This is a genomic window from Embleya sp. NPDC056575 (assembly GCF_042793325.1).
Taxonomy (GTDB): domain Bacteria; phylum Actinomycetota; class Actinomycetes; order Streptomycetales; family Streptomycetaceae; genus Embleya.
In genome coordinates this window covers 37,784-58,685 of record NZ_JBHTVA010000004.1, presented here as the reverse complement: position 1 = coordinate 58,685, position 20,902 = coordinate 37,784, and the positions used below count along the sequence as shown (strand labels likewise).

At 73.8% G+C, this 20,902-nt stretch carries 2 protein-coding genes; one reads left to right on the top strand and one right to left on the bottom strand.

Going from position 1 to position 20,902, the window contains the following annotated elements; translation table 11 throughout:
- Positions 1–6: 6 nt before the first annotated feature.
- On the bottom strand, positions 7–6,735 hold the full coding sequence (locus ACFRCG_RS04075) for an SDR family NAD(P)-dependent oxidoreductase (protein WP_380028530.1): 6,729 nt from the start codon (positions 6,733–6,735) through the stop codon (positions 7–9).
- A gap of 276 nt (positions 6,736–7,011) precedes the next feature.
- On the opposite strand from ACFRCG_RS04075, the gene ACFRCG_RS04070 reads away from it, so the two are divergent.
- Entirely contained in the window at positions 7,012–20,901 is a 13,890-nt protein-coding gene (locus tag ACFRCG_RS04070; RefSeq protein WP_380028528.1) for an SDR family NAD(P)-dependent oxidoreductase, read from the top strand.
- The last annotated feature ends 1 nt before the right edge of the window (position 20,902 follow it).

Below are 20,902 nucleotides of genomic sequence, written 5' to 3'. Positions count from 1 at the left end.
GAGCGCTCAGCCGAGACCGAGTTCGTTGTCGATGAGATCGAAGATCTCGTCGTCGCTCGCTCGGGCGAGATGTGCGGACGCGGCGGGTTCGCCGGTACCCGCGGGTCGCGGCGCCGGCGTCGACAGCGCCGCAAGCAGTTCGCGCAGCCGCTCCGACAGCCGATCCGCGTCCGAGCGCGTCACCGCGGCGTCCGCCACGGCGAGTTCGACCCGGTGCAGTTCGGCGAACAGCGACGTCAACGCGACCGCCGGCGCGGCCGATTCGGCCGGGACGGCCAGGGCCTCCTCCAGATGCCTGGCCAGTGCGGAGGGCGTGGCGTGATCGAAGACGAGGGAGACGGGCAATCGAAGCCCGGTGTCGACGTTGAGCCGATTGCGCAACTCGACCGCGGACAGCGAGTCGAAGCCCAACTCCTTGAACGAGCGTTTCCCGTTGATCGCCCCCGCCGACGAGTGTCCCAGGACGGTGGCGACATGGCCGCTCACCACGTCCTTCAACAACTGCCGCCGAGCGCTCGGGCGCAGCGGCGCGAGCCGCTCGGCGAGTGTCGGCGCCCCGGCGGTCGGGGTCGCCGCCTCCGCGGCCCGCGAGGGCTCGACGGCGGTCAACGCGGCGAAGAGGGGAGTGGATTCCCCGGCTCGGGCGCGGGCCCGCAGCGCGGGCAGGTTCAGCCCGACCGCGACGGGCGCGGCGTGCCGCTGTTCGAGCGCCGCGTCGAACAGGGCCAGACCCTGCTCGACGGACAACGGCACGATGCCGCCCCGGGACAGGCGGGCCAGCGCGGTGTCGTCGAGCCGGCCGGTCATTGCGCTCCGCGCGCCCCACAGTCCCCACGCGAGGGAGATGCCGGGCAGGCCGAGCGCCTGGCGGTGGTGCGCGAGAGTGTCCAGGAAGGTGTTCGCGGCGGCGTAGTTGCCCTGTCCCGGGTTGCCGAGCACGCCCGCCGCCGAGGAATACAGCACGAACGCGGCCAGGTCGAGCCGGCGGGTCAGCCGGTGCAGGTGCCACGCGCCGTCGACCTTGGGCCGCAACACCGCGTCGATCCGGGCGGGCGTGAGCGCGTCCACCGTCGCGTCGTCCAGGACGCCGGCGGTGTGCACGACCGCGGTCAACGGATGCTCGGGCGGTATCCCGTCCAGGAGTTGGGCCACCGCGTCGAAGTCGGCGACGTCGCACGCGGACAGCCGCACCTCCGCGCCGAGCGAGGCCAATTCGGCGAGCATCTCGCCCGCCCCCGCGGCCTGCCCGCCGCGGCGGCTCGCCAATACCAGTCGGCGTACGCCGTGCCGGGTGATCAGATGGCGGGCCAGCAGCCGGGCCAGGGTGCCGGTGGCGCCGGTGATCAGTACGGTCCCCTCCGGGTCGAGCCCGGACGGCAGGGTCAGCAGCGTCTTGCCGATGTGTCGGGCCTGGGACAGGAAGCGCAGCGCCTCGGGCGCGTGGGCGATGTCCCAGGCGGTGATCGGCAGCGGCGCCAGTCGTCCGCTTTCGAACAGCTCGACCAGGATGGTCAACATCTCCTGGATGCGTTCCGGCGCGACCCGGTTCAGGTCGTAGGCCGTGTAGGTCACCCCGGGATGCGCCGAGGCGACCAGCAGCGGATCGCGGACGTCCGTCTTGCCCATCTCCAGGAAGCGCCCGCCCGGCGACAGCAGCCGCAACGAGGCGTCGACGAATTCCCCGGACAGCGAATTGAGCACGACGTCCACGCCGCGTCCGCCGGTCGCGTGCGCGAAGGTGTGCTCGAAGGCCGGCGTCCGAGAACCCGCGATGCGCTCGTCGGGCAGGCCCTGGGCGCGCAGCGCGTCCCACTTGCCGGGACCGGCGGTGCCGTAGACCTCCAGGCCCAGATGCCGGGCCAGTTGCAGCGCGGCCATGCCGACGCCGCCCGCGGCCGAGTGCACCAACACCGATTCGCCCGGCCGGACCCCGGCCAGGTCGACCAGGCCGTGGTAGGCGGTCAGGAAGACCACCGGTACCACCGCGGCCCGCCCGAACGACCACCCCTCGGGCATCCGGGAGAGCAGTCGGTGGTCGGTGACCGCGACCGGACCGAGGCCGCCCTCGGGGAACAGGCCCATCACCCGGTCCCCGGGAGCCACCGTGGTCACCCCGGGGCCGACCTCGGCCACCACACCCGCGCCCTCGCCGCCGATCCGCGCCTCGTCTCCCGGATACATGCCGAGCCCGATCAGCACGTCCCGGAAATTCAGCCCACCGGCCCGCATGGTCACCCGCACCCGACCGGGCCCCAGGGGCTCGGCGAGTTGCGGTGCGTCCACCAGGGCCAGGTTGGCCAACGTGCCGTTGTCCGTGGTGGCCAGGTGCCAGGCCGGTGAATTCGACGGGGGAGTCAGCACGTCGGGCACGGTGTCCGCGCGCACCAGCCGGGGAACGAAGGTCGTGCCCTGGCGCAGCGCGGCCTCCGGCTCGTCGCCGGCCACGATCGCCCGCAGCGCCGGGTCCGGCTCCCGGTCCCGGGACGGCGCGGCCGTCGGGTCCGCGGGCGCGGCGGCCGGTGGGCGGTCCACGTCGAGCAGGGCGAATCGGCCCGGATTCTCGGTACGGGCCGAGCGCAGCAGGCCCCAAGTCGCCGCGCCGGCCAGATCGCGGATCTCCGGCCCCGGGGCGGTGCCCACCGCGCCGCGCGTGACGGCGACCAGGCACGCGTGGGCGAACCGGTCGTCGCCGGCCCAGTCGCGGGCGAGTTCGGCGGCGCGGTGCACCGCGGCGCGCACCGCGTCCGGCGCGCTCGCGTCGTCGTCCACCGGGGTGTCGGGACGGCCCACGGTGACCAGCACCCGATCGGGTACGGGCAGGCCCGCCTCGATACCCGCGCCGAGCGCGGCCAGATCCGGATACACCGGCACCGCCGGCCCACCGGGCGTGCGTACGGCCGCCGCCAGCGCCAGCGGGTCCGGCCCGACGACGGCGCACACGCTCGCGCGGCCGTCGGTGTCCGAGCCCGCCGGTGTCCAACGCACCACGTGCAGGGCACCGGCGGACGCGGGCCGCGCGGCCGCCAGTCGCGACACCGGCACCTGCCGGGTGGTGAGCGTGTCCACCGCGGCCACGGGGGCGCCGGTCGGGTCGGTCAGCACGATGGTGGTGGTGTCCTCGGTGGTGCGGGTCAGCGTGACCCGCACCTCGCTCGCGCCGCTCGCGTACAGCCGGATCCCCGCCCAGTGGAAGGGCAGCGCGACCTGGGCGAAGCCGTCGCCGCCGCTCTCCGCCCGGACCATCGCCAGCGGGTGCAGCGCGGCGTCGAACAGCGCCGGATGCAGCGTGTGCCCGCCGGCCGGGACGCCCTGCGGCAGTCGGACCTCGGCGTACAGGTCGTTGCCCGCCCGCCACAGCGCGCCCAGTCCGCGAAAGGCCGGGCCGTAGTGGTAGCCGCGCTCCGCCAGGCGCTCGTAGACGCCGCTCAGGTCCACCTCGCTCGCGCCGGGCGGCGGCCAGGGGCCGTCCACCGCGGGCGGCGCCACCGGATCCGGTGCGACCAGGTTCGCGGTGGCGTGCCGGGTCCACACCGCGTCGGCCCCGGCCGCGTCCGCGCGCGTGTGCACCTCCACCGCGCGCCGCCCGGTGTCGTCGGCGGCGCTCGCCGTCAGCCGCAGGGCGACGGAGCCCTCCTCGGGCAGGATCAGCGGTGCCTCGACGGTGAGTTCGTCCACGCCCGAGCAGCCGACGTGCGCGCCCGCGTGCAGGATCAGGTCCAGGAAACCGGTCGCCGGCAACAGCGTGGCGCCGACCACCTGGTGGTCGCCCAGCCACGGCGTCGCCGCCGCCGACAACCGCCCGGTCCACAGCAGCGCGCCGTCGGCCAGATCGATCACGGTGTGCAACAGCGGACTCCCGGCCTCGGCGAGCCCGAGCGAGGCGACATCGCCCGCGCCACGCACCGGTTCGAGCCAGTAGCGCTCGCGCTGGAACGGATAGCCGGGCAACCCCGACAGGTCCGGCGACTCCCGCACGTCGGGCAACCCGGGCGGCGAGGTCGGCTCACCCGCCGGCGGCAGCACCTCCCAGTCCACGGCCCGTCCGTGCGCGTGCAGCGTGCCCAGCGCACCGAGCAGCGTGTGCGACTCGCCGTGCCGCGAGCGCAACGTGGACGCGAACACCGGCTCCCCCGGCACCTGTTCCAGGCACTGCCGGGCGAGCGCGGTCAACACCGGCTCCGGCCCCAGTTCGAGATAGCCCGTGATCCCGAAGTCGGCCAGCGCCCGGACCCCGTCCACGAAGCGCACCGGACTGACGATATGCCGCACCCAGTAGCGCGGATCGCTCAACTCGCCGGGCTCGGCGACCCGTCCGGTGACATCGGAGATCACCGGCAGCGACGGCTCGTGATAGGTCAACTCCTCCGCGACCTTGGCGAAGTCGGCCAGGATCGGTGCCATGTGCGGGGAGTGGAAGGCATGATCGACCTTCAACCGCGACGTCCGCCGCCCCGCCGCGACGAAGTGGCCCGCGACACGCTCCACCGCGTCCACGTCACCGGAGACCACGGTGGACGCCGGGCCGTTCAGCGCGGCGATCGCGATCTTGTCCTCGTGTCCGGCCAGGAGCGGGCGCACCTCCTCCTCCGACGCCTCGACGGCGACCATCGCGCCACCCGCCGGTGCCGCCTGCATCAACGCCCCTCGGGCCGCCACCAGCACACACGCGTCCCGCAGATCCAGCACGCCCGCCACGTGCGCCGCGGCCAACTCCCCGATCGAATGGCCCAAAACCGCGTCCGGCCCGACCCCGAAACGCGCCGTCAGCCGGAACAGCGCGACCTGCACGGCGAACAAGCCCGCCTGGGTGAACACCGTACGATCCGACAACCCCGCCTCGGAGCTGCCCTCGGGAGCGAACAACACCTGCTTGAGCGGCAACGGCAGCAACGGGTCCAAGAACGCGCACACCTCGTCCAGCGCCCGAGCGAACACCGGGAACTCGGCGTACAGTTCGCGCCCCGCGCCGAGCCGTTGGCTGCCCTGACCGGTGAACAGGAACGCGATGCGCGGAGCCGGCACCGCGACGCCGCGCACCACCCGCGGCGACGGCTCGTCCCGAGCCAGCGCCGACAACGCGCCCGAGAACTCCGCAGGGCACGTGCCAAGCAGCACCGCGCGGTGTTCGAACACGGTCCGGGAGGTGTGCAGCACGCGGCCCAGCCGTAGCGGATCCGACTCGGGATGCTCGGCCAGGAACCGCCGCAGCTCCTCGGCGGATTGCCGCAACGCCGCCGGGGTCCGAGCCGACAGCGGCCACGGCACCACGCCACCGCCACCGACGGGGGCTTCCTCGTCGGCCGGCGCGACCTCCGGGTCGCTCGGCGCATCGGCCGCGTCGCCGACCGGCGGCTCCTCGATGATCGCGTGCGCGTTGGTCCCGCTGATGCCGAACGCGGACACACCCGCGCGCCGGGGCCGCGCCGGCGTGTACTCCCAGGGCTGCTCGCGGCTCAACAGCCGCACCGTGCCGTCGTCCCAGTCCACATGCGGGGTGGGTTCCTCGGCGTGCAGCGTGCGCGGCAACAGGCCGTGCCGCAGCGCCAACACCATCTTGATCACCGCGCCGACCCCGGCCGCCGCCTGGGTGTGCCCGATGTTCGACTTCAGCGAGCCCAGCCACAACGGACGATCCGCCGGGCGCCGCGCGCCGTACACGTCGATCAGCGCCCGGGCCTCGATCGGATCGCCGAGCCTGGTCCCGGTACCGTGCGCCTCCACCGCGTCCACGTCCTCGGCGCCCAGGCCCGCGTCCGCCAGGGCCCGTCGGATCACCCGCTCCTGCGAGGGGCCGTTGGGCGCGGTCAACTGCGCGCTGGCGCCGTCCTGATTGACCGAGGTACCGCGAACCACCGCCAGCACCCGATGGCCGTTGCGTCGAGCCTGCGACAACCGCTCCACGAGCAGCAGGCCGACACCCTCGCTCCAGCCCGTGCCGTTCGCGTCCGCCGAGAAGGCCCGGCAGCGTCCGTCGGGGGACAGGCCGCCCTGGCGGCTGAACTCCACGAAGGTGTGCGGCGTCGACATCACCGTGGCCCCGCCCACGAGCGCGAGCGCGCACTCGCCCCGGCGCAGCGCCTGAACCCCCAGGTGCAGCGCCACCAGCGACGACGAGCACGCCGTGTCCACCGTCACCGCCGGGCCCTCCAGGCCGAACGTGTAGGCGATCCGGCCGGTCGCCACGCTGCCCAGGCTGCCGTTCGCGAGGTATCCCTCGTACTCCCGCGGAGCGGGCCGAAGCCGCGCGCCGTAGTCGTTGTACATGATCCCGGCGAACACCCCCGTGTCGCTCCCGCGCAACGACTCCGGCACGATCCCCGCGTCCTCGAACACCCGCCACGCGGTTTCCAGAAGCAACCGCTGCTGGGGATCCACCGTCATCGCCTCACGGGGACCCATGCCGAAGAACTCCGCGTCGAAATCGGCCGCGTCGTAGAGGAAACCGCCGTTGCGGGTGGACGACTTGCCCACCGCCGCAGGATCCGGATCGTGCAGGTCCGCCACGTCCCAGCCCCGGTCCGCGGGGAACTCGCCGATGCTCTCGCCGCCTTCGGCCAGCAGCCGCCACAACTGTTCGGGCGAGTCGACGCCGCCCGGATAGCGGCAGGCCATACCGATGATCGCGATCGGCTCGTGCTCCCGCTCCTCGACCTCCTCCAACCGGCGGCGGGTCCGACGCAGGTCCGCCGTCGCCCGCTTGAGGTAGTCACGGAACCTGTCCTCGTTGTTCACCACGGAAGGAAAACCTTTCGAACGGCCGGGGGCGAAAGCGCGGTCCGAACGGGCCGAACCCCCACGGTTCGGGTACCGGCTTAAACCACGCTTAACCCCCGCTGTGCCTCCCGCCGTGCCCTTCGGCGCGCCGTCCACGCGCGAAATCCGGGACCACCAGCGGATTTAGCCCGGGCAAAGGTCGTCCTAAGCCGCGCCGAACACCCTGGCGCCGGCCGCGCCCACCGTCGGACCGGTGCGCAATGACCGGTTCCACCGAGCACAGTGTGAGGACGCCCCATGGCGAACGACATGCATTCCGCCGGCACCGACACCCACACCCGCCCGGCGGTGGCCGGAGAGGGCCCGATCGCGGTGGTCGGACTGGCGTGTCGATTCCCGGGTGCCCCGAACCCGAGATCGTTCTGGGAACTCCTGCGCGACGGCGTGAGCGCCATCGGCGACGCCCCCGAGGCACGCCGGCACCCGGCCGGACCACCCGATCGGGCCGGCGCCGCGACGGGTGCGATCCGCGCGCGGCAGGCCGGATACCTCGAAGACGTGGAGACCTTCGACGCGCGCTTCTTCGGCATCTCGCCCCGCGAGGCGGCGGCGATGGACCCGCAACAGCGGCTGATCCTGGAACTGGCGTGGGAGGCGCTGGAACACGCGGGCCGGATCCCGGACCGGATCCGAGGCAGCCGCACCGGGGTGTTCATCGGAGCGATCCTCGACGACTACGCCACCGTGGTGCACCGCCTCGGACCGGCCGCGATCGGCGCACACACCTCCACCGGGTTGCACCGCAGCATCATCGCCAACCGCGTCTCCTACACGCTCGACCTGCACGGCCCCAGCCTGGTGGTCGACTCGGGGCAGTCGTCCGCACTGGTCGCGGTGCACCAGGCGTGCGAAAGCCTGCGCAAGGGCGAGTCGTCGATGGCACTCGCGGGCGGGGTCAACCTCATCCTCGCGCCGGAGAGCACCCTCGCGGTGGACCGGTTCGGCGGCCTCTCCCCGGACAACCGCTCCTACACCTTCGACGCCCGCGCCAACGGCTACGTCCGCGGCGAAGGCGGCGGCGTCGTCGTCCTCAAGCGCCTCGCCGACGCCACCGCCGACGGCGACGACGTGTTGTGCGTCATCCTCGGCGGAGCAGTCGGCAACGACGGCGCGGGCCCCGGCCTGACCGTGCCCGGCAGCGCCGGCCAGGAAGAGGTGATCCGACTCGCCCACACCCGAGCCGGCATCACCCCCGCCGACGTCGACTACGTGGAGCTGCACGGCACCGGTACGGCCGTCGGCGACCCCGTCGAGGCGGCGGCCCTCGGCGCGGTCTTCGCCGCGACCCGCGACCCCGCGCGCCCCCTGCTCGTCGGTTCGGCCAAGACCAACGTCGGGCACCTCGAAGGCGCCGCGGGAATCGTCGGCCTGATCAAGACCACACTCGCCCTGCACCACGAACGCATCCCCGCGAGCCTGAACTTCCGCACCCCCAACCCGGACATCCCCCTCGACGGGCTGGGCCTGAGGGTGCAGACAGACATCACCGACTGGCCCCATACGTCCGGGCCCCGCCTGGCCGGCGTGTCGTCGTTCGGCATGGGCGGTACCAACTGCCACCTCGTGCTCGCCGGCGCTCCCGAACCCGTCGCCCGCGCCCCCCGCACCCGGCCGGCGCGGCCGCGGCTGCTCGCGTGGCCGCTGTCCGCCCGCACCGCCGCCGCGCTGCGCGGACAGGCGGCCCGCCTCGCCGAACTCGTCGAGGCGAACCCGGACGTCGACCCCGTGGACGTGGCGCACTCACTGCTCGAAACCCGCACCGCGTTCGAGCAGCGGGCGGTCGCCGTCGGTACCACCCGCGACGAACTCCTCCGCGGCCTGACCGCCCTCGCGGCCGGCCGCACCGGCGCGGGAGCGGTACGCGGTACCGGCGTCGCAACCGGCTCGACGGCCTTCCTGTTCACCGGTCAGGGCAGCCAACGGGCCGGCGCCGGACGTGAACTGTACGCCTCCTTCCCGGTGTTCGCCGACGCGATAGACGAGATCCGCGCACGGCTGGACCCGCACGTGGACGTGCCGCTGCGCGAGGTCATGTTCGGGGAAACAAACACCGAACTGCTCGACCGGACCGCCTACACCCAGCCCGCGCTGTTCGCCCTGGAGATCGCGCTGTTCCGGCTCGCGCTGTCCTTCGGGCTGCGTCCCGGGCACCTGATCGGTCACTCGGTGGGGGAGTTGGCCGCCGCGCACGCGGCCGGCGTGCTGACCCTGGACGACGCGTGTCTTCTCGTCGCGACCCGGGGCCGGCTCATGGAGCGCGCCCGCGAGGGTGGTGCGATGCTCGCGATCAACGCGAACGAGCAGACGGTGCTGGCGGCGCTCCGGGATCACCCGCACACCCTCGGCCTGGCGGCGGTCAACGGCCCCGAGGCGGTCGTCGTCTCGGGCGACGCGGACGCCGCAGAGGAACTCGCCGTTCGATTCCGCGAATTGGGCGTCAGGACCAAACGACTGGCGGTCCGTCACGCGTTCCACTCGCACCACATGGACGATCTGTCGGCCGAGTTCCGCGAGGTCGCCGCGAGCATCGCCTATCACGAGCCGACCATCCCGGTGGTCTCGAACGTCACCGGCCGACTCGCGGACGCCGAACTGCTGCGCTCACCCGACTACTGGACACGGCACGTTCGCGAACCGGTGCGTTTCCACGACGGTCTGCGCACGCTGCGCGAACTGGGCGTCGGCATCTTCGTCGAACTCGGCCCGGACCCGGTGCTGACGGGCCTGGCGAAGGACACGTTCGCCGCGGACGGCGCCGGTGAGTTGCTGATCGGCACCCTTGCCGCACGACAGCGGGAATCGATCGCCTTCGGTCGCGCCGTCGCCCGCGTACACGGCGCGGGCGTCCCCGTGGACTGGAGCCCACTGCTGGGCGGCGAGCCGGTCCGGCGAGTGGAACTGCCCACGTACGCCTTCCAACGCAGGCGCCACTGGGTGGGCGGGTCGGTGCCCGCGGCCGCCACGCCGGGACCGGGTGTCGACGGAGGCGCGGTTGTGCCGGGCGAAGCCTTCGACCCCGTCGGCGCGGTCGATCCGGTCGATCCCGAACAGGACCATGGTGACGAGGCCGAGGAGACCGGTGCCCGGGGCGAGTGGGTGCGTCGGCTGCGCCCCCTCGACGACAAACGGCGCCGGGCGCTCGTCGTCGAACTGGTAAGCCGGCATTCGGCCGAGGTGCTGGAGTACGACGCGGGCGAGTCCGTCGAGCCGGAGCTTTCCTTCAAGGAGCACGGTCACAACTCGCTGACCTCCGTCGAACTGCGCGATCGGCTCGGCACCGAGACCGGTCTGCCGCTGCCCGCCTCACTCGTCTACGACCACCCGACCCCCGTAGCCGTGGCCCGCTACCTGGTCGACGCGTTGCTCGGCGACCCGTCGTCGCGGACCGGGCCCGAACACGTGGCCGGCGGCGGCCCGAGCGGTGCCGACGAGCCGATCGCGATCATCGCGATGGCCTGCCGATTCCCCGGCGGCGCCGACTCGCCCGCGCGCCTGTGGGAACTGGTGGCCGCCGGCGTCGACGCGATCGGGGACCTTCCCGACAACCGGGGCTGGGATCTGCACGATCTGTACGATCCGGAACCGGGCCGGACCGGCAAGACCTACACGCGGCAGGGCGGTTTCCTGCACGACGCGGGGGACTTCGACGCGGGCTTCTTCGGGATCTCGCCGCGCGAGGCGGCGGCGATGGACCCGCAGCAGCGGCTGCTCCTGGAGACCGCGTGGGAATCGGTCGAACGGGCCGGCATCACCCCCGACTCGCTGCGCGGCAGCCGTACCGGGGTCTTCGTCGGCGCGACCGCCCAGGACTACGGCCCGAGGCTGCACGAACCCGCCCGGGGGCACGAGGGCCACCTGCTCACCGGCACGACCACGAGTGTGGCGTCCGGGCGGGTCGCGTACACGTTGGGTCTGGAGGGTCCGGCGATCACCGTCGACACCGCCTGCTCGTCGTCGCTGGTGGCGATGCACCTCGCGAGCCAGGCGCTGCGCAACGGCGAATGCGACCTGGCACTCGCGGGCGGCGCGACCGTGATGGCGACACCCGGCATGTTCATCGAGTTCAGCCGACAGCAGGGCCTGTCGGCGGACGGCCGCTGCAAGGCGTTCGCCGGCGCCGCCGACGGCACCGGCTGGGCAGAGGGCGTCGGCATGCTCGCGCTCGAACGCCTCTCGGACGCCCAACGCAACGGTCACACCGTGCTCGCCGTGATCAGGGGTTCGGCCGTCAACCAGGACGGTGCCAGCAATGGTTTGACGGCGCCGAGCGGGCCGTCGCAGCAGCGGGTGATCCGGGCGGCGTTGGCGGGTGCGGGGTTGACGGCGGATCAGGTCGACGTGGTGGAGGCGCACGGGACCGGGACGGCGTTGGGGGATCCGATCGAGGCGCAGGCGTTGTTGGCCACGTATGGCCAACACCGTGATCCCGGGCGGCCGTTGTGGTTGGGGTCGGTGAAGTCGAACATCGGGCACACCCAGGCCGCGGCCGGGATCGCCGGTGTGATCAAGATGGTCCAAGCGTTGCGGCACGAGGTGTTGCCGGCGACGTTGCACGTGGACGAGCCGACACCGCACGTCGACTGGGACACGGGCGCGGTCTCCCTGTTGACGGAGTCCCGGCCGTGGCCGCGTACCCCGGACCGGCCGCGACGCGCCGCGGTGTCCTCGTTCGGGATCAGCGGCACCAACGCCCACCTCGTCCTCGAACAGGGCGACCCCACCCCCACCGACACCACCGACCCCGACAACCCGCCCGGCCCGGCCGTGATCACGCTCTCCGCCAAGGACGAGCACGCCCTGCACGCATACGCCGAACGCCTGCGCGCCCACCTGGACACACACCCGGGCCTGACCCCCGCCCGCGTCGCCGCCGGCCTCGCCACCCGCGCCGCGTTCCCACACCGCGCCGCCATCGTCACCCACGACCGCGACGAACTCACGGCCGCACTCGACGCGTTCACCACCCACACCCCCCATCCCGCCCTCGTCCACGACACCACCCACCCCGGCAAGACCGTTTTCGTCTTTCCCGGTCAGGGCTCGCAATGGCCCGGCATGGCCCGCGAACTCCTGGACACCTCACCCGTGTTCGCCCGCGCGCTGGGCGAGTGCGCGGACGCTCTCGCGCCCTATGTCGACTGGAACCTCATCGACGTCGTCACCGCAGCAGACCACGCCCCCTCCCTCGACCGCGTCGACGTCGTACAACCCGCCCTGTGGGCCATGATGATCAGCCTCGCCCGCCTATGGGAACACCACGGCATCCACCCCGACGCCGTCATCGGCCACTCCCAAGGCGAAATCGCCGCCGCCCACATCGCCGGAGCCCTCACCCTCCACGACTCCGCCCGCATCATCGCCCTCCGCTCCCAAGCCATCACCACCCTCACCACCCACGGCGGCATGCTCTCCATCGCCCAACCCCCACACACCACCCGACAACTCCTCACCCACCACCCCCACCTCACCATCGCCGCCCTCAACGGCCCCCACTCCACCGTCGTCTCCGGAAACCACCAAACACTCGACCAGCTCCAGGCACACTGCGAAACCCACGACATCCGCCACCGCCGCATCCCCGTCACCTACGCCTCACACAGCCCCCACGTCGAACCACTCCACCAACAAATCCTCACCGACCTCACCCCCATCACCCCCCAATCCACCACCATCCCCCTCTACTCCACCGTCACCACCACACCCATCGACGGCACCCACCTCACCCCCGAGTACTGGTACACCAACCTCCGCACCACCGTCCGCTTCCAGGAAACCGTCGAAGCCCTCCTCACCGACGGACACACGCTCTTCATCGAGACCAGCCCGCACCCGGGACTGACGGCTGCGGTCGACGAAACCATCGAGGCGCGCACTCCGGGCGTCCGGGCCGCCACCGTCGCCACCCTGCGCCGAGGGCAGGGCGATCTGCGCCAATGGCACATCGCCCTCGCGCATGCCCACGTACTCGGCGCCGACGCGATCGCGCCGACCTCCGCCGTGCCGGACGGCGACCTGCCCACCTACCCGTTTCGGCGGGACACCTTCTGGCTCACCGCGCCCCGACGGCGCGACACGGGCGGGTCGGGCCGGGGCACGACGAGTCACCCGTTCCTCGACGCCGCCGTGCACATCGCCGACACCGGCGCGCTCGTGCTCACCGGGCGGCTGTCCACGGCCGACCATCCCTGGCTCGCCGACCACGCGGTACACGAGACCGTCCTGATTCCGGGGACGGCCTTCGTCGAGATGGCCGTCTTCGCCGGTGCCGGGGTCGGGTGTGATCGGGTGGCCGAGCTGACCCTGGAGGCGCCCTTGCCGCTGCCCGGCGCCGGGGCGGTGCAGCTGCAACTCGTGGTCGAGCCGCCGCGCGAGGACGACGAGCGGCGAGTCGTGAGCGTGTACTCCCGGTCCGAGCCGGCCGAGCGCGATGCCGCGGCCGACGTGCCCTGGACCCGGCATGCCACGGCGATCGTGGAGCCGGAATCCACCGACGACCCCGGCCCGGCCGCGGCACCGATCGACACCTGGCCCCCGGCGGACGCGCGAGCGCTCGACATCGACGCGCTCTACCGTGACCTCACCGCGACGGGCTACGGCTATGGGCCCGTCTTCCAGGGGGTACGGGCCGCCTGGCGGCTCGGGGACCGCGTGTTCGCCGAGATCGAGCGGACCGAGGAGGACGCCGACGCCGAACCGGCCTTCGTGCTCCACCCGGCGCTGTTCGACGCGGCCCTGCACGCCGGGCTCGTGCCGGCGGACGACGCCTCGACCCGACCGGGATCACCCCGGTTGCCCTTCGTGTGGAGCGGGGTGCGCGTGCACGGTTCGACGGCCGCGGCCTTGCGGGTGCGGCTGAGCCCGACGGGTACCGACACGCTGCGGGTGGACGTCTTCGACACCGACGGCACACCCGTCGCCACGGTGGCCTCGCTCGCACTGCGGCCGTTGCCGGCGGGGCGGTTGGCGGCGGTATCGGCCGGTGACGACCTGTACGCCCTGGACTGGCCGGCCCGGTCCGGCGGCGGAGGCCGACCACCCGGGTCCTGGGCGGTGCTCGGGGCCGACGAGCCGCGAACGGCCGTGCTCGCGGCGGCGGTTACCGAAACGGAACCACCCGTGCGGTACCCGGACGTCGCCGCGCTGGCCGAGTCCGTCGGTGCCGGAGCCGTGCTCCCGGCGGCGGTGCTGTTCGCGGTGCCCGAGGGTGATCCGCGCCTCGACGTCCCGGCGCGTGTGGGCGCGGTCGTGCGGCAGGTGTTGGCGCGGACGCAGGCGTGGCTGCGAGAACCCGCCTTCGCCGAGGCCCGGTTGGTCGTCGTGACGCGGGGTGCGGTGGCCACCGGCGCCGACGACCGCGTGCGCGACCTCGCCGGCGCGGCGGTGTGGGGCCTGCTCCGCTCCGCGCAGGCCGAGCAGCCGGGCAGGTTCGTACTGCTGGATCTGGACGACCACGAGGCGTCCGCCGCGGGCCTGGCCGGCGCGCTCGCGGACCTCGACGAGCCGCAACTTGCCCTGCGCGCGGGGACGGTCCGGGTGCCCCGGCTGGTCCGAGCCACCGCGTCCGGGCCGGAGCCGGAGCACCCGCCGGTTCGCTTCGATCCGGCCGGCACCGTACTGATCACCGGCGGCTCCGGCACCCTCGCCGCACTGACCGCACGGCATCTGGTCACCGAACACGGCGTGCGCCGACTGGTGTTGGCCGCCCGGCGCGGTGGGCAGGCGCCCGGCGTGGGCGAGTTGGTGTCGGAACTCGCCGAAGCGGGCGCCGAGGTCGACGTCGTGGCCGGCGACGTGGCCGACCGTGGGCAACTCGCCGCGCTGCTCGCGGGGATCCCGGCCGGGCACCCGCTGAGCGCCGTCGTGCACGTCGCGGGTGTCCTGGACGACGCCACGATCGACGCGCTCACCCCGGAGCGGGTCGATGCGGTGCTGCGGCCCAAGGTCGACGCCGGGTGGTGGCTGTACGAGGCGACCCGCCGGCTCGACGGTGTGCCGCTCGTGCTGTTCTCCTCCGTCACCGCGACGCTCGGCAGCGCCGGGCAGGGCAACTACACCGCCGCGAACGCGTTCCTGGACGCGCTCGCCCACCACGACGGGGCAGGCGGCCCGGTGCTGTCGCTCGCGTGGGGCCTGTGGGCGCAGGCCGGCGGGATGACCGCCCACCTGGATCGGGTGGACACGGCCAGGATGGCCAGGAACGGCATCGCCGCGCTGCCCGCCGACCGGGGCCTCGCACTGTTCGACGCGGCGCTGCGCGGCGACCGGCCCGCACCGGTGGCGGCAGTCCTGGACCGGTCGGCGCTGCGTGCCCAGGCCGTCGCCGGGCTGCTTCCGGCCGTACTGCGCGAGATGGTGCGCATCCCCGCACGGCGGGCCGCCCCGGGGGGCGCCGAGGGTACCTGGGCCGGCCGCGTCGCCGCGTTGGCGCCGGCCGATCGGCTCGCCGAGATCGGCGAGTTGGTCCGCGCGAACGTGGCCACGGTGCTCGGGCACACCGACGCCGGTCGCGTCGACGGCGCACGGGCGTTCAAGGAGGCCGGTTTCGACTCGCTGACGTCGGTGGAACTGCGCAACCGCCTCGCCGCCGCGACCGGACTGCGGCTGTCCGCGACGCTGGTCTTCGACCATCCCACCCCGGACGCGGTGGCCCGCCACCTGGCGGAGTCGGTCGTCGACGCACAGCCGGCCCCGGCCGGGGCGACAGCGTCGACACGACCCGCCGAGTGGGCCGACGAACCCATCGCGATCGTCGCGATGTCGTGCCGCTACCCGGGCGGCGTCACCTCCCCCGAGGACCTGTGGCGGCTCGTGGCCGGCGGCGTGGACGCCATCGGCGAATGGCCGCGCGGACGCGGCTGGGACACGACCGAACTGTTCGACCCGGACCCCGACCGGGCCGGCAAGAGCTACTCCACCCGAGGCGGCTTCCTGCACGACGCGGACCGATTCGACGCCGACCTGTTCGGGATCAGCCCGCGCGAGGCACTGGCCACCGACCCCCAGCAGCGCCTGCTCCTGGAAACCGGCTGGGAGGCGTTCGAACGCGCGGGAATCCCGCACGCGTCGCTGCGCGGCAGCCGTACCGGGGTGTTCGTCGGCGTGATGTACAACGACTACGGCTCACGGATCAGGCAGGCGCCGGCCGGTTTCGAGGGATACCTGGGCAACGGCAGCGCGCACAGCGTCGCCTCCGGCCGCGTCGCGTACACCTTCGGCCTCGAGGGGCCGGCGGTCAGCGTCGACACCGCCTGCTCGTCCTCGCTGGTGGCGCTGCACCTGGCGGTACAGGCACTGCGTCAGGGGGAGTGCTCGCTCGCGCTCGCCGGCGGGGTGACGGTGATGGCGACGCCGAGCGTGTTCATCGAGTTCAGCCGTCAGCGCGGGATGGCGCCCGACGGCCGCTGCAAGTCGTTCTCGGCGGACGCCGACGGCGCCGGCTGGTCCGAGGGCGTCGGCATGCTGCTGGTCGAACGCCTCTCGGACGCCCGGCGCAACGGACACCCGGTGCTCGCCGTGGTACGCGGCACGGCGGTCAACCAGGACGGCGCCAGCAACGGCTTGACGGCGCCCAACGGCCCCTCGCAGCAGCGGGTGATCGGGCAGGCGCTGGCCGCGGCGGGGCTCAGCGGCGCCGACGTGGACGCGGTCGAGGCGCACGGCACCGGCACCACACTCGGCGACCCGATCGAGGCCCAGGCGATCCTGGCCACCTACGGCCGCGAGCACACCGACGCCCGGCCGCTGTGGCTGGGCTCGCTCAAGTCCAACATCGGTCACGCCCAGGCCGCCGCCGGCGTCGGCGGGGTGATCAAGATGGTGTCGGCGATGCGGCACGGCCTGCTGCCCCGCACACTGCACGCGGACCGGCCGTCGCCGCACGTCGACTGGTCCGACGGGACGGTCCGCCTGCTCACCGAGGAACAGCCGTGGCCCGCCTCGGACCGCCCCCGCCGTGCGGCGGTGTCCTCCTTCGGGATCAGCGGCACCAACGCCCACGTGATCGTCGAGCAGGCCGCGCAGGACCCGCGACCGGCCCCGCCGCGCGCGGACCCCGACCCCGCGACGTCGGCGTGGATCCTGTCCGCCCGCACCGCCGAGGCGCTGCCGGCCCAGGCCGAACGGCTGCTGGAGTGGCTGGCCGAGGAACCCGAGCGGCACCCGGCCGACATCGCGCTGTCGCTGACCACCACCCGCTCGCTCCTGGAACACCGCGCGGCCGTCGTCGGCACCGACCACGCGCAACTGCTCCGGGGCCTGAGCGCGCTGGCCGGCGGCGAACGCTCGCCCGACGTACTGCGGGCCGTGGCCGGGCCGCCCGGCCGCACCGCCGTGCTGTTCACCGGCCAGGGCAGCCAACGTCTCGGCATGGGCCGGGAACTGTACGAGAGCGAGCCGGTGTTCGCCGCGGCCTTCGACGCGGTCCGCGCCGAACTCGACCCGCTCCTGGACCACCCCCTACGCGAGGTGGTGTTCGCCGAACCCGGCAGCCCACAGGCGGCCCTGCTCGAATCGACCCGCTACGCCCAGCCCGCGCTGTTCGCCCTGGAGACCGCGCTGTACCGGCTGGTGGAGCACTTCGGCTTCACCCCCGACGCGGTGATCGGCCACTCGCTCGGCGAACTGACCGCCGCGCACGTCGCGGGGGTGCTGTCGCTGCGGGACGCGTGCGTCCTGGTCGAGGCGCGCGGACGGCTGATGCACAGCGCGACCGAGGGCGGCGCGATGGTCGCCATCGGCGCCGCCGAACACCTCGTGCGCCCCCACCTGGACGCGTACGCCGGGTCGCTGAGCCTGGCCGCGGTGAACGGCCCCGAGGCGGTGGTGGTCTCCGGCGACGCCGAGGCCGCCGAGGCCCTGGCCCGGACGTTCCGGGCGCAGGGGATACGGACCAAGCGGCTGCGGGTCGGCCGCGCGTTCCACTCGCCGCACATGGACCCGATCCTGGCGGCGTTTCGCCGGGTCGCCGAGGGTGTGGACTACCGCACCCCGGCCATCCCCGTGGTCTCCAATCTCACCGGCCGGATCGCGACCCCGCAGGAACTCGCCTCCCCCGAACACTGGGTGCGGCACGTTCGGGAAACGGTCCGCTTCCACGACGGGCTGCACGCCCTGCGCGAGCACGGCGTCGACTCCTGCCTGGAGTTGGGCCCGGACCCGGTCCTCACCGCGATGGTCCGGGACACCTTCGACGAGCAGGGGCCCACATCCGTCGCGGTGCTGGCCGCCGGTCGGCCGGAAGGGGACACCCTGACCCGGGCGCTGGCCGAGGTACACCTGCGCGGAGGCGCCGTCGACTGGGCCGTACCGCTCGCCCGGCGCGGGGCCCGGCCGATCCCGCTGCCGACCTACGCGTTCCGGCGCACGCGGTACTGGCTCGACCAGCCCGCCGCCACCGACGCGGCCGCGGCCGGGCAGGACACCGCGGACCACCCGCTGCTCGGCGCGGCCATCGAGGTCGCCGACGGCGGCGAACTCCTGCTGACCGGGCGACTCTCGCTCGCGGACCGGCCCTGGCTGGGCGACCACCGATTGCACGGCCTCGCGCTGCTGCCCGCCTCCGCGCTGGTCGATCTGGCCACGCGTGCCGGGGAGCGGGTGGGCTGCGCCCTGATCGAGGAACTCACCCTGCACACACCGCTGATCCTCCCGGAGGAGGGCACCGTGCGGCTGCAGGTGGTGGTTCGGGCCCTGGAGGCGGGTCGGCACTCGATCACCGTGCACAGCCGCCCCGAGGGCGCGTCGGTCGGGCTCGACACGCCGGCCTGGACGCGGCACGCCGACGGCGTACTCGCGCCGCGCCCCGTCACGGACACGGCGCGGCCGCACACGACACTCACCGCCGCGTGGCCGCCGCCGGGAGCGACACCGCTCGATCCCCGGGACCTGGACGGGCGGTTGGTCGACGCGGGCGTGGACTACGGGCCCGCCTTCCAGGGGGTGCGGGGCGTGTGGCGGCACCCGGACGGAAGCATCTACGCCGAGGTTCGGCTGCCCGCCGAGACCGCGCCGGAGGCCCGGACGTTCGGGATCCACCCCGCACTGTTGGACGCCGCCCTGCGACCGCTCGCGCTCGACGATCCGCAATCCGGGCCGGAGCGGGCGGACCGGGTGCGCCTGCCCTTCTCGTGGAGCGGGGTGGAACTGTACGCGAGTGGTGCCGTCGAGGCCCGCGTGCGGATCGCGCCCGGCGTCGCAAAGGACTCCGTCGGCGTCGAATTGGCCGACGGACAGGGCAAACCGATCGCCCGAGCCGAAGCGCTGCTGCTGCGCGCGCTGCCCGCCGACGGACTCGGCCCGGCCCGCGCGGACGGCGCCGGGTTGTACCGGGTCGAGTGGAATCCGGTGGCGGGCTTCGCCGGACGCGGTGACCGGCCCGCCGCCGTCGTGGACCTGCGCTCGCCGTCGACGGCCGGCCGGGGCGCACCGCCCGCGCGGACCCGCGCCGCGGCGTTGAACGCGGTCGAGCGGTTGACGGAATGGCTCGGCGACGACGCCGCGTCCGACGTGCCCCTGGTCGTGCTGACGTCCGGGGGAGTGGCGGTGCATCCCGATGAGGTGGCGGATCCGGTCGTCGCCGCCGTGTGGGGACTGGTGCGCAGCGCACAGGCCGAACACCCCGACCGGATCACCCTGCTCGATCTCGAAGCGGGAGCCGAGACCGCGGACGGCATCGAAGCGGCCGCGGCGTCGCCGGAGCCACAGATCGCGGTGCGCGGCGGGGTACCGTACGCGCCCCGCCTGGTGGCGCGGCGTCCCGAACCGGCCCGAGGCGAGGCGGTGTCGTTCCCGAGCGAGGGCACCGTCCTGGTCACCGGCGCCACCGGGCTCCTGGGCACACTGCTCACCCGACACCTGGTACACGCGCACGGCGTGCGTCACCTGCTGCTCGTCGGCCGCCGCGGACCGCAGGCCCCGGGCGCGCGGAACCTGCTCGCCGAACTCGCCGAGGCGGGGGCCGAGGTGACGATGGCGGCGTGCGACGCGAGCGACGCCGAGGCGTTGGCAGGGCTGCTCGACACACTGCCGGCCGCGCATCCGCTGACGGCCGTCCTACATCTGGCCGGTGTCCTGGACGACGGCGTACTCACCGGTGTGACCGGGCCCCGGCTCGACGTGGTGCTGCGGCCGAAGGCGGACGCGGCCTGGAACCTGCACCGCCTGACCGAGGGACGGGACCTGTCGGCCTTCGTGCTCTTCTCCTCGATCGCGGCCACCGTGGGCACGCCGGGGCAGGCGAACTACGCCGCCGCCAACGCGTTTTTGGACGCGTTGGCCGGACAACGCGCCGCCGAGGGGCTGCCCGCGTTGTCGATCGGCTGGGGACTGTGGGACCAGGGCGGGATGGCGGGTGCGCTCGGGGACGTCGACCGGGCCCGGTTGGCCCGCTCCGGCATCGCGCCGATGTCCGCGGCCGCCGGGCTGGCGCTGTTCGACGCCGCCCTGGGCGCGGGTGAGCCCACGCTGGTCGCGGCGCGGCTGGACACCTCCGGCGGCGCGGACGAATCCGGGCTCCCGGGGCTGCCCACGATCCTGCGCCGGGCCGTGCGCACGCCGGTGCGAAGCCGCGCGGTGGACGCCGGCGAGGCGGCCGGGCCGGCGGGGCCGGTGCTCGCGGGTCTGGAGGGCGAGCAGCGCGATTCGGTGCTGATCGACATGGTCCGGCAGGAGGTCGCGGACGTACTCGGCCATCCGGATCCCGGCACCGTGGACACGCGACGCGGACTCCAGGACCTCGGGCTCGACTCGCTGACGGCCGTGGAGTTGCGCAATCGGCTCTCCGCCCGGGTGGGACTGCGGCTGCCGACCACGATCGTCTTCGACCACCCGAACGTGGCGGCGTTGGCGGCCAGGGTGGGCCTGCTGCTGACGCCCGAGGCCGCGCCCGGCGAGGCGGAGGTGTTGGCGGAGGAACTGCGCCGCCTGGAGGCGCTGTTGACGCGGACCGGGGTGGACCGGCAGGAGCATGCCCGGATCGGGTCCCGGTTGCGGAGTCTGCTGCGTGTGTGGGACCGCACGACACCGGTCGGCGAGGCGGACACGGACGACGAGGGCGCGTTGGCCGACGTCGGCGACGACGAGTTGTTCCGGGCGCTGGACGACGAACTGGGCGTGTCGACGGGGGACTGAG

What these genes read in the sequence shown, in the direction of transcription:
- ACFRCG_RS04070 (WP_380028528.1), top strand. Translation starts at nt 7,012, where the DNA reads ATGGCGAACGACATGCATTCCGCCGGCACCGACACCCACACCCGCCCG.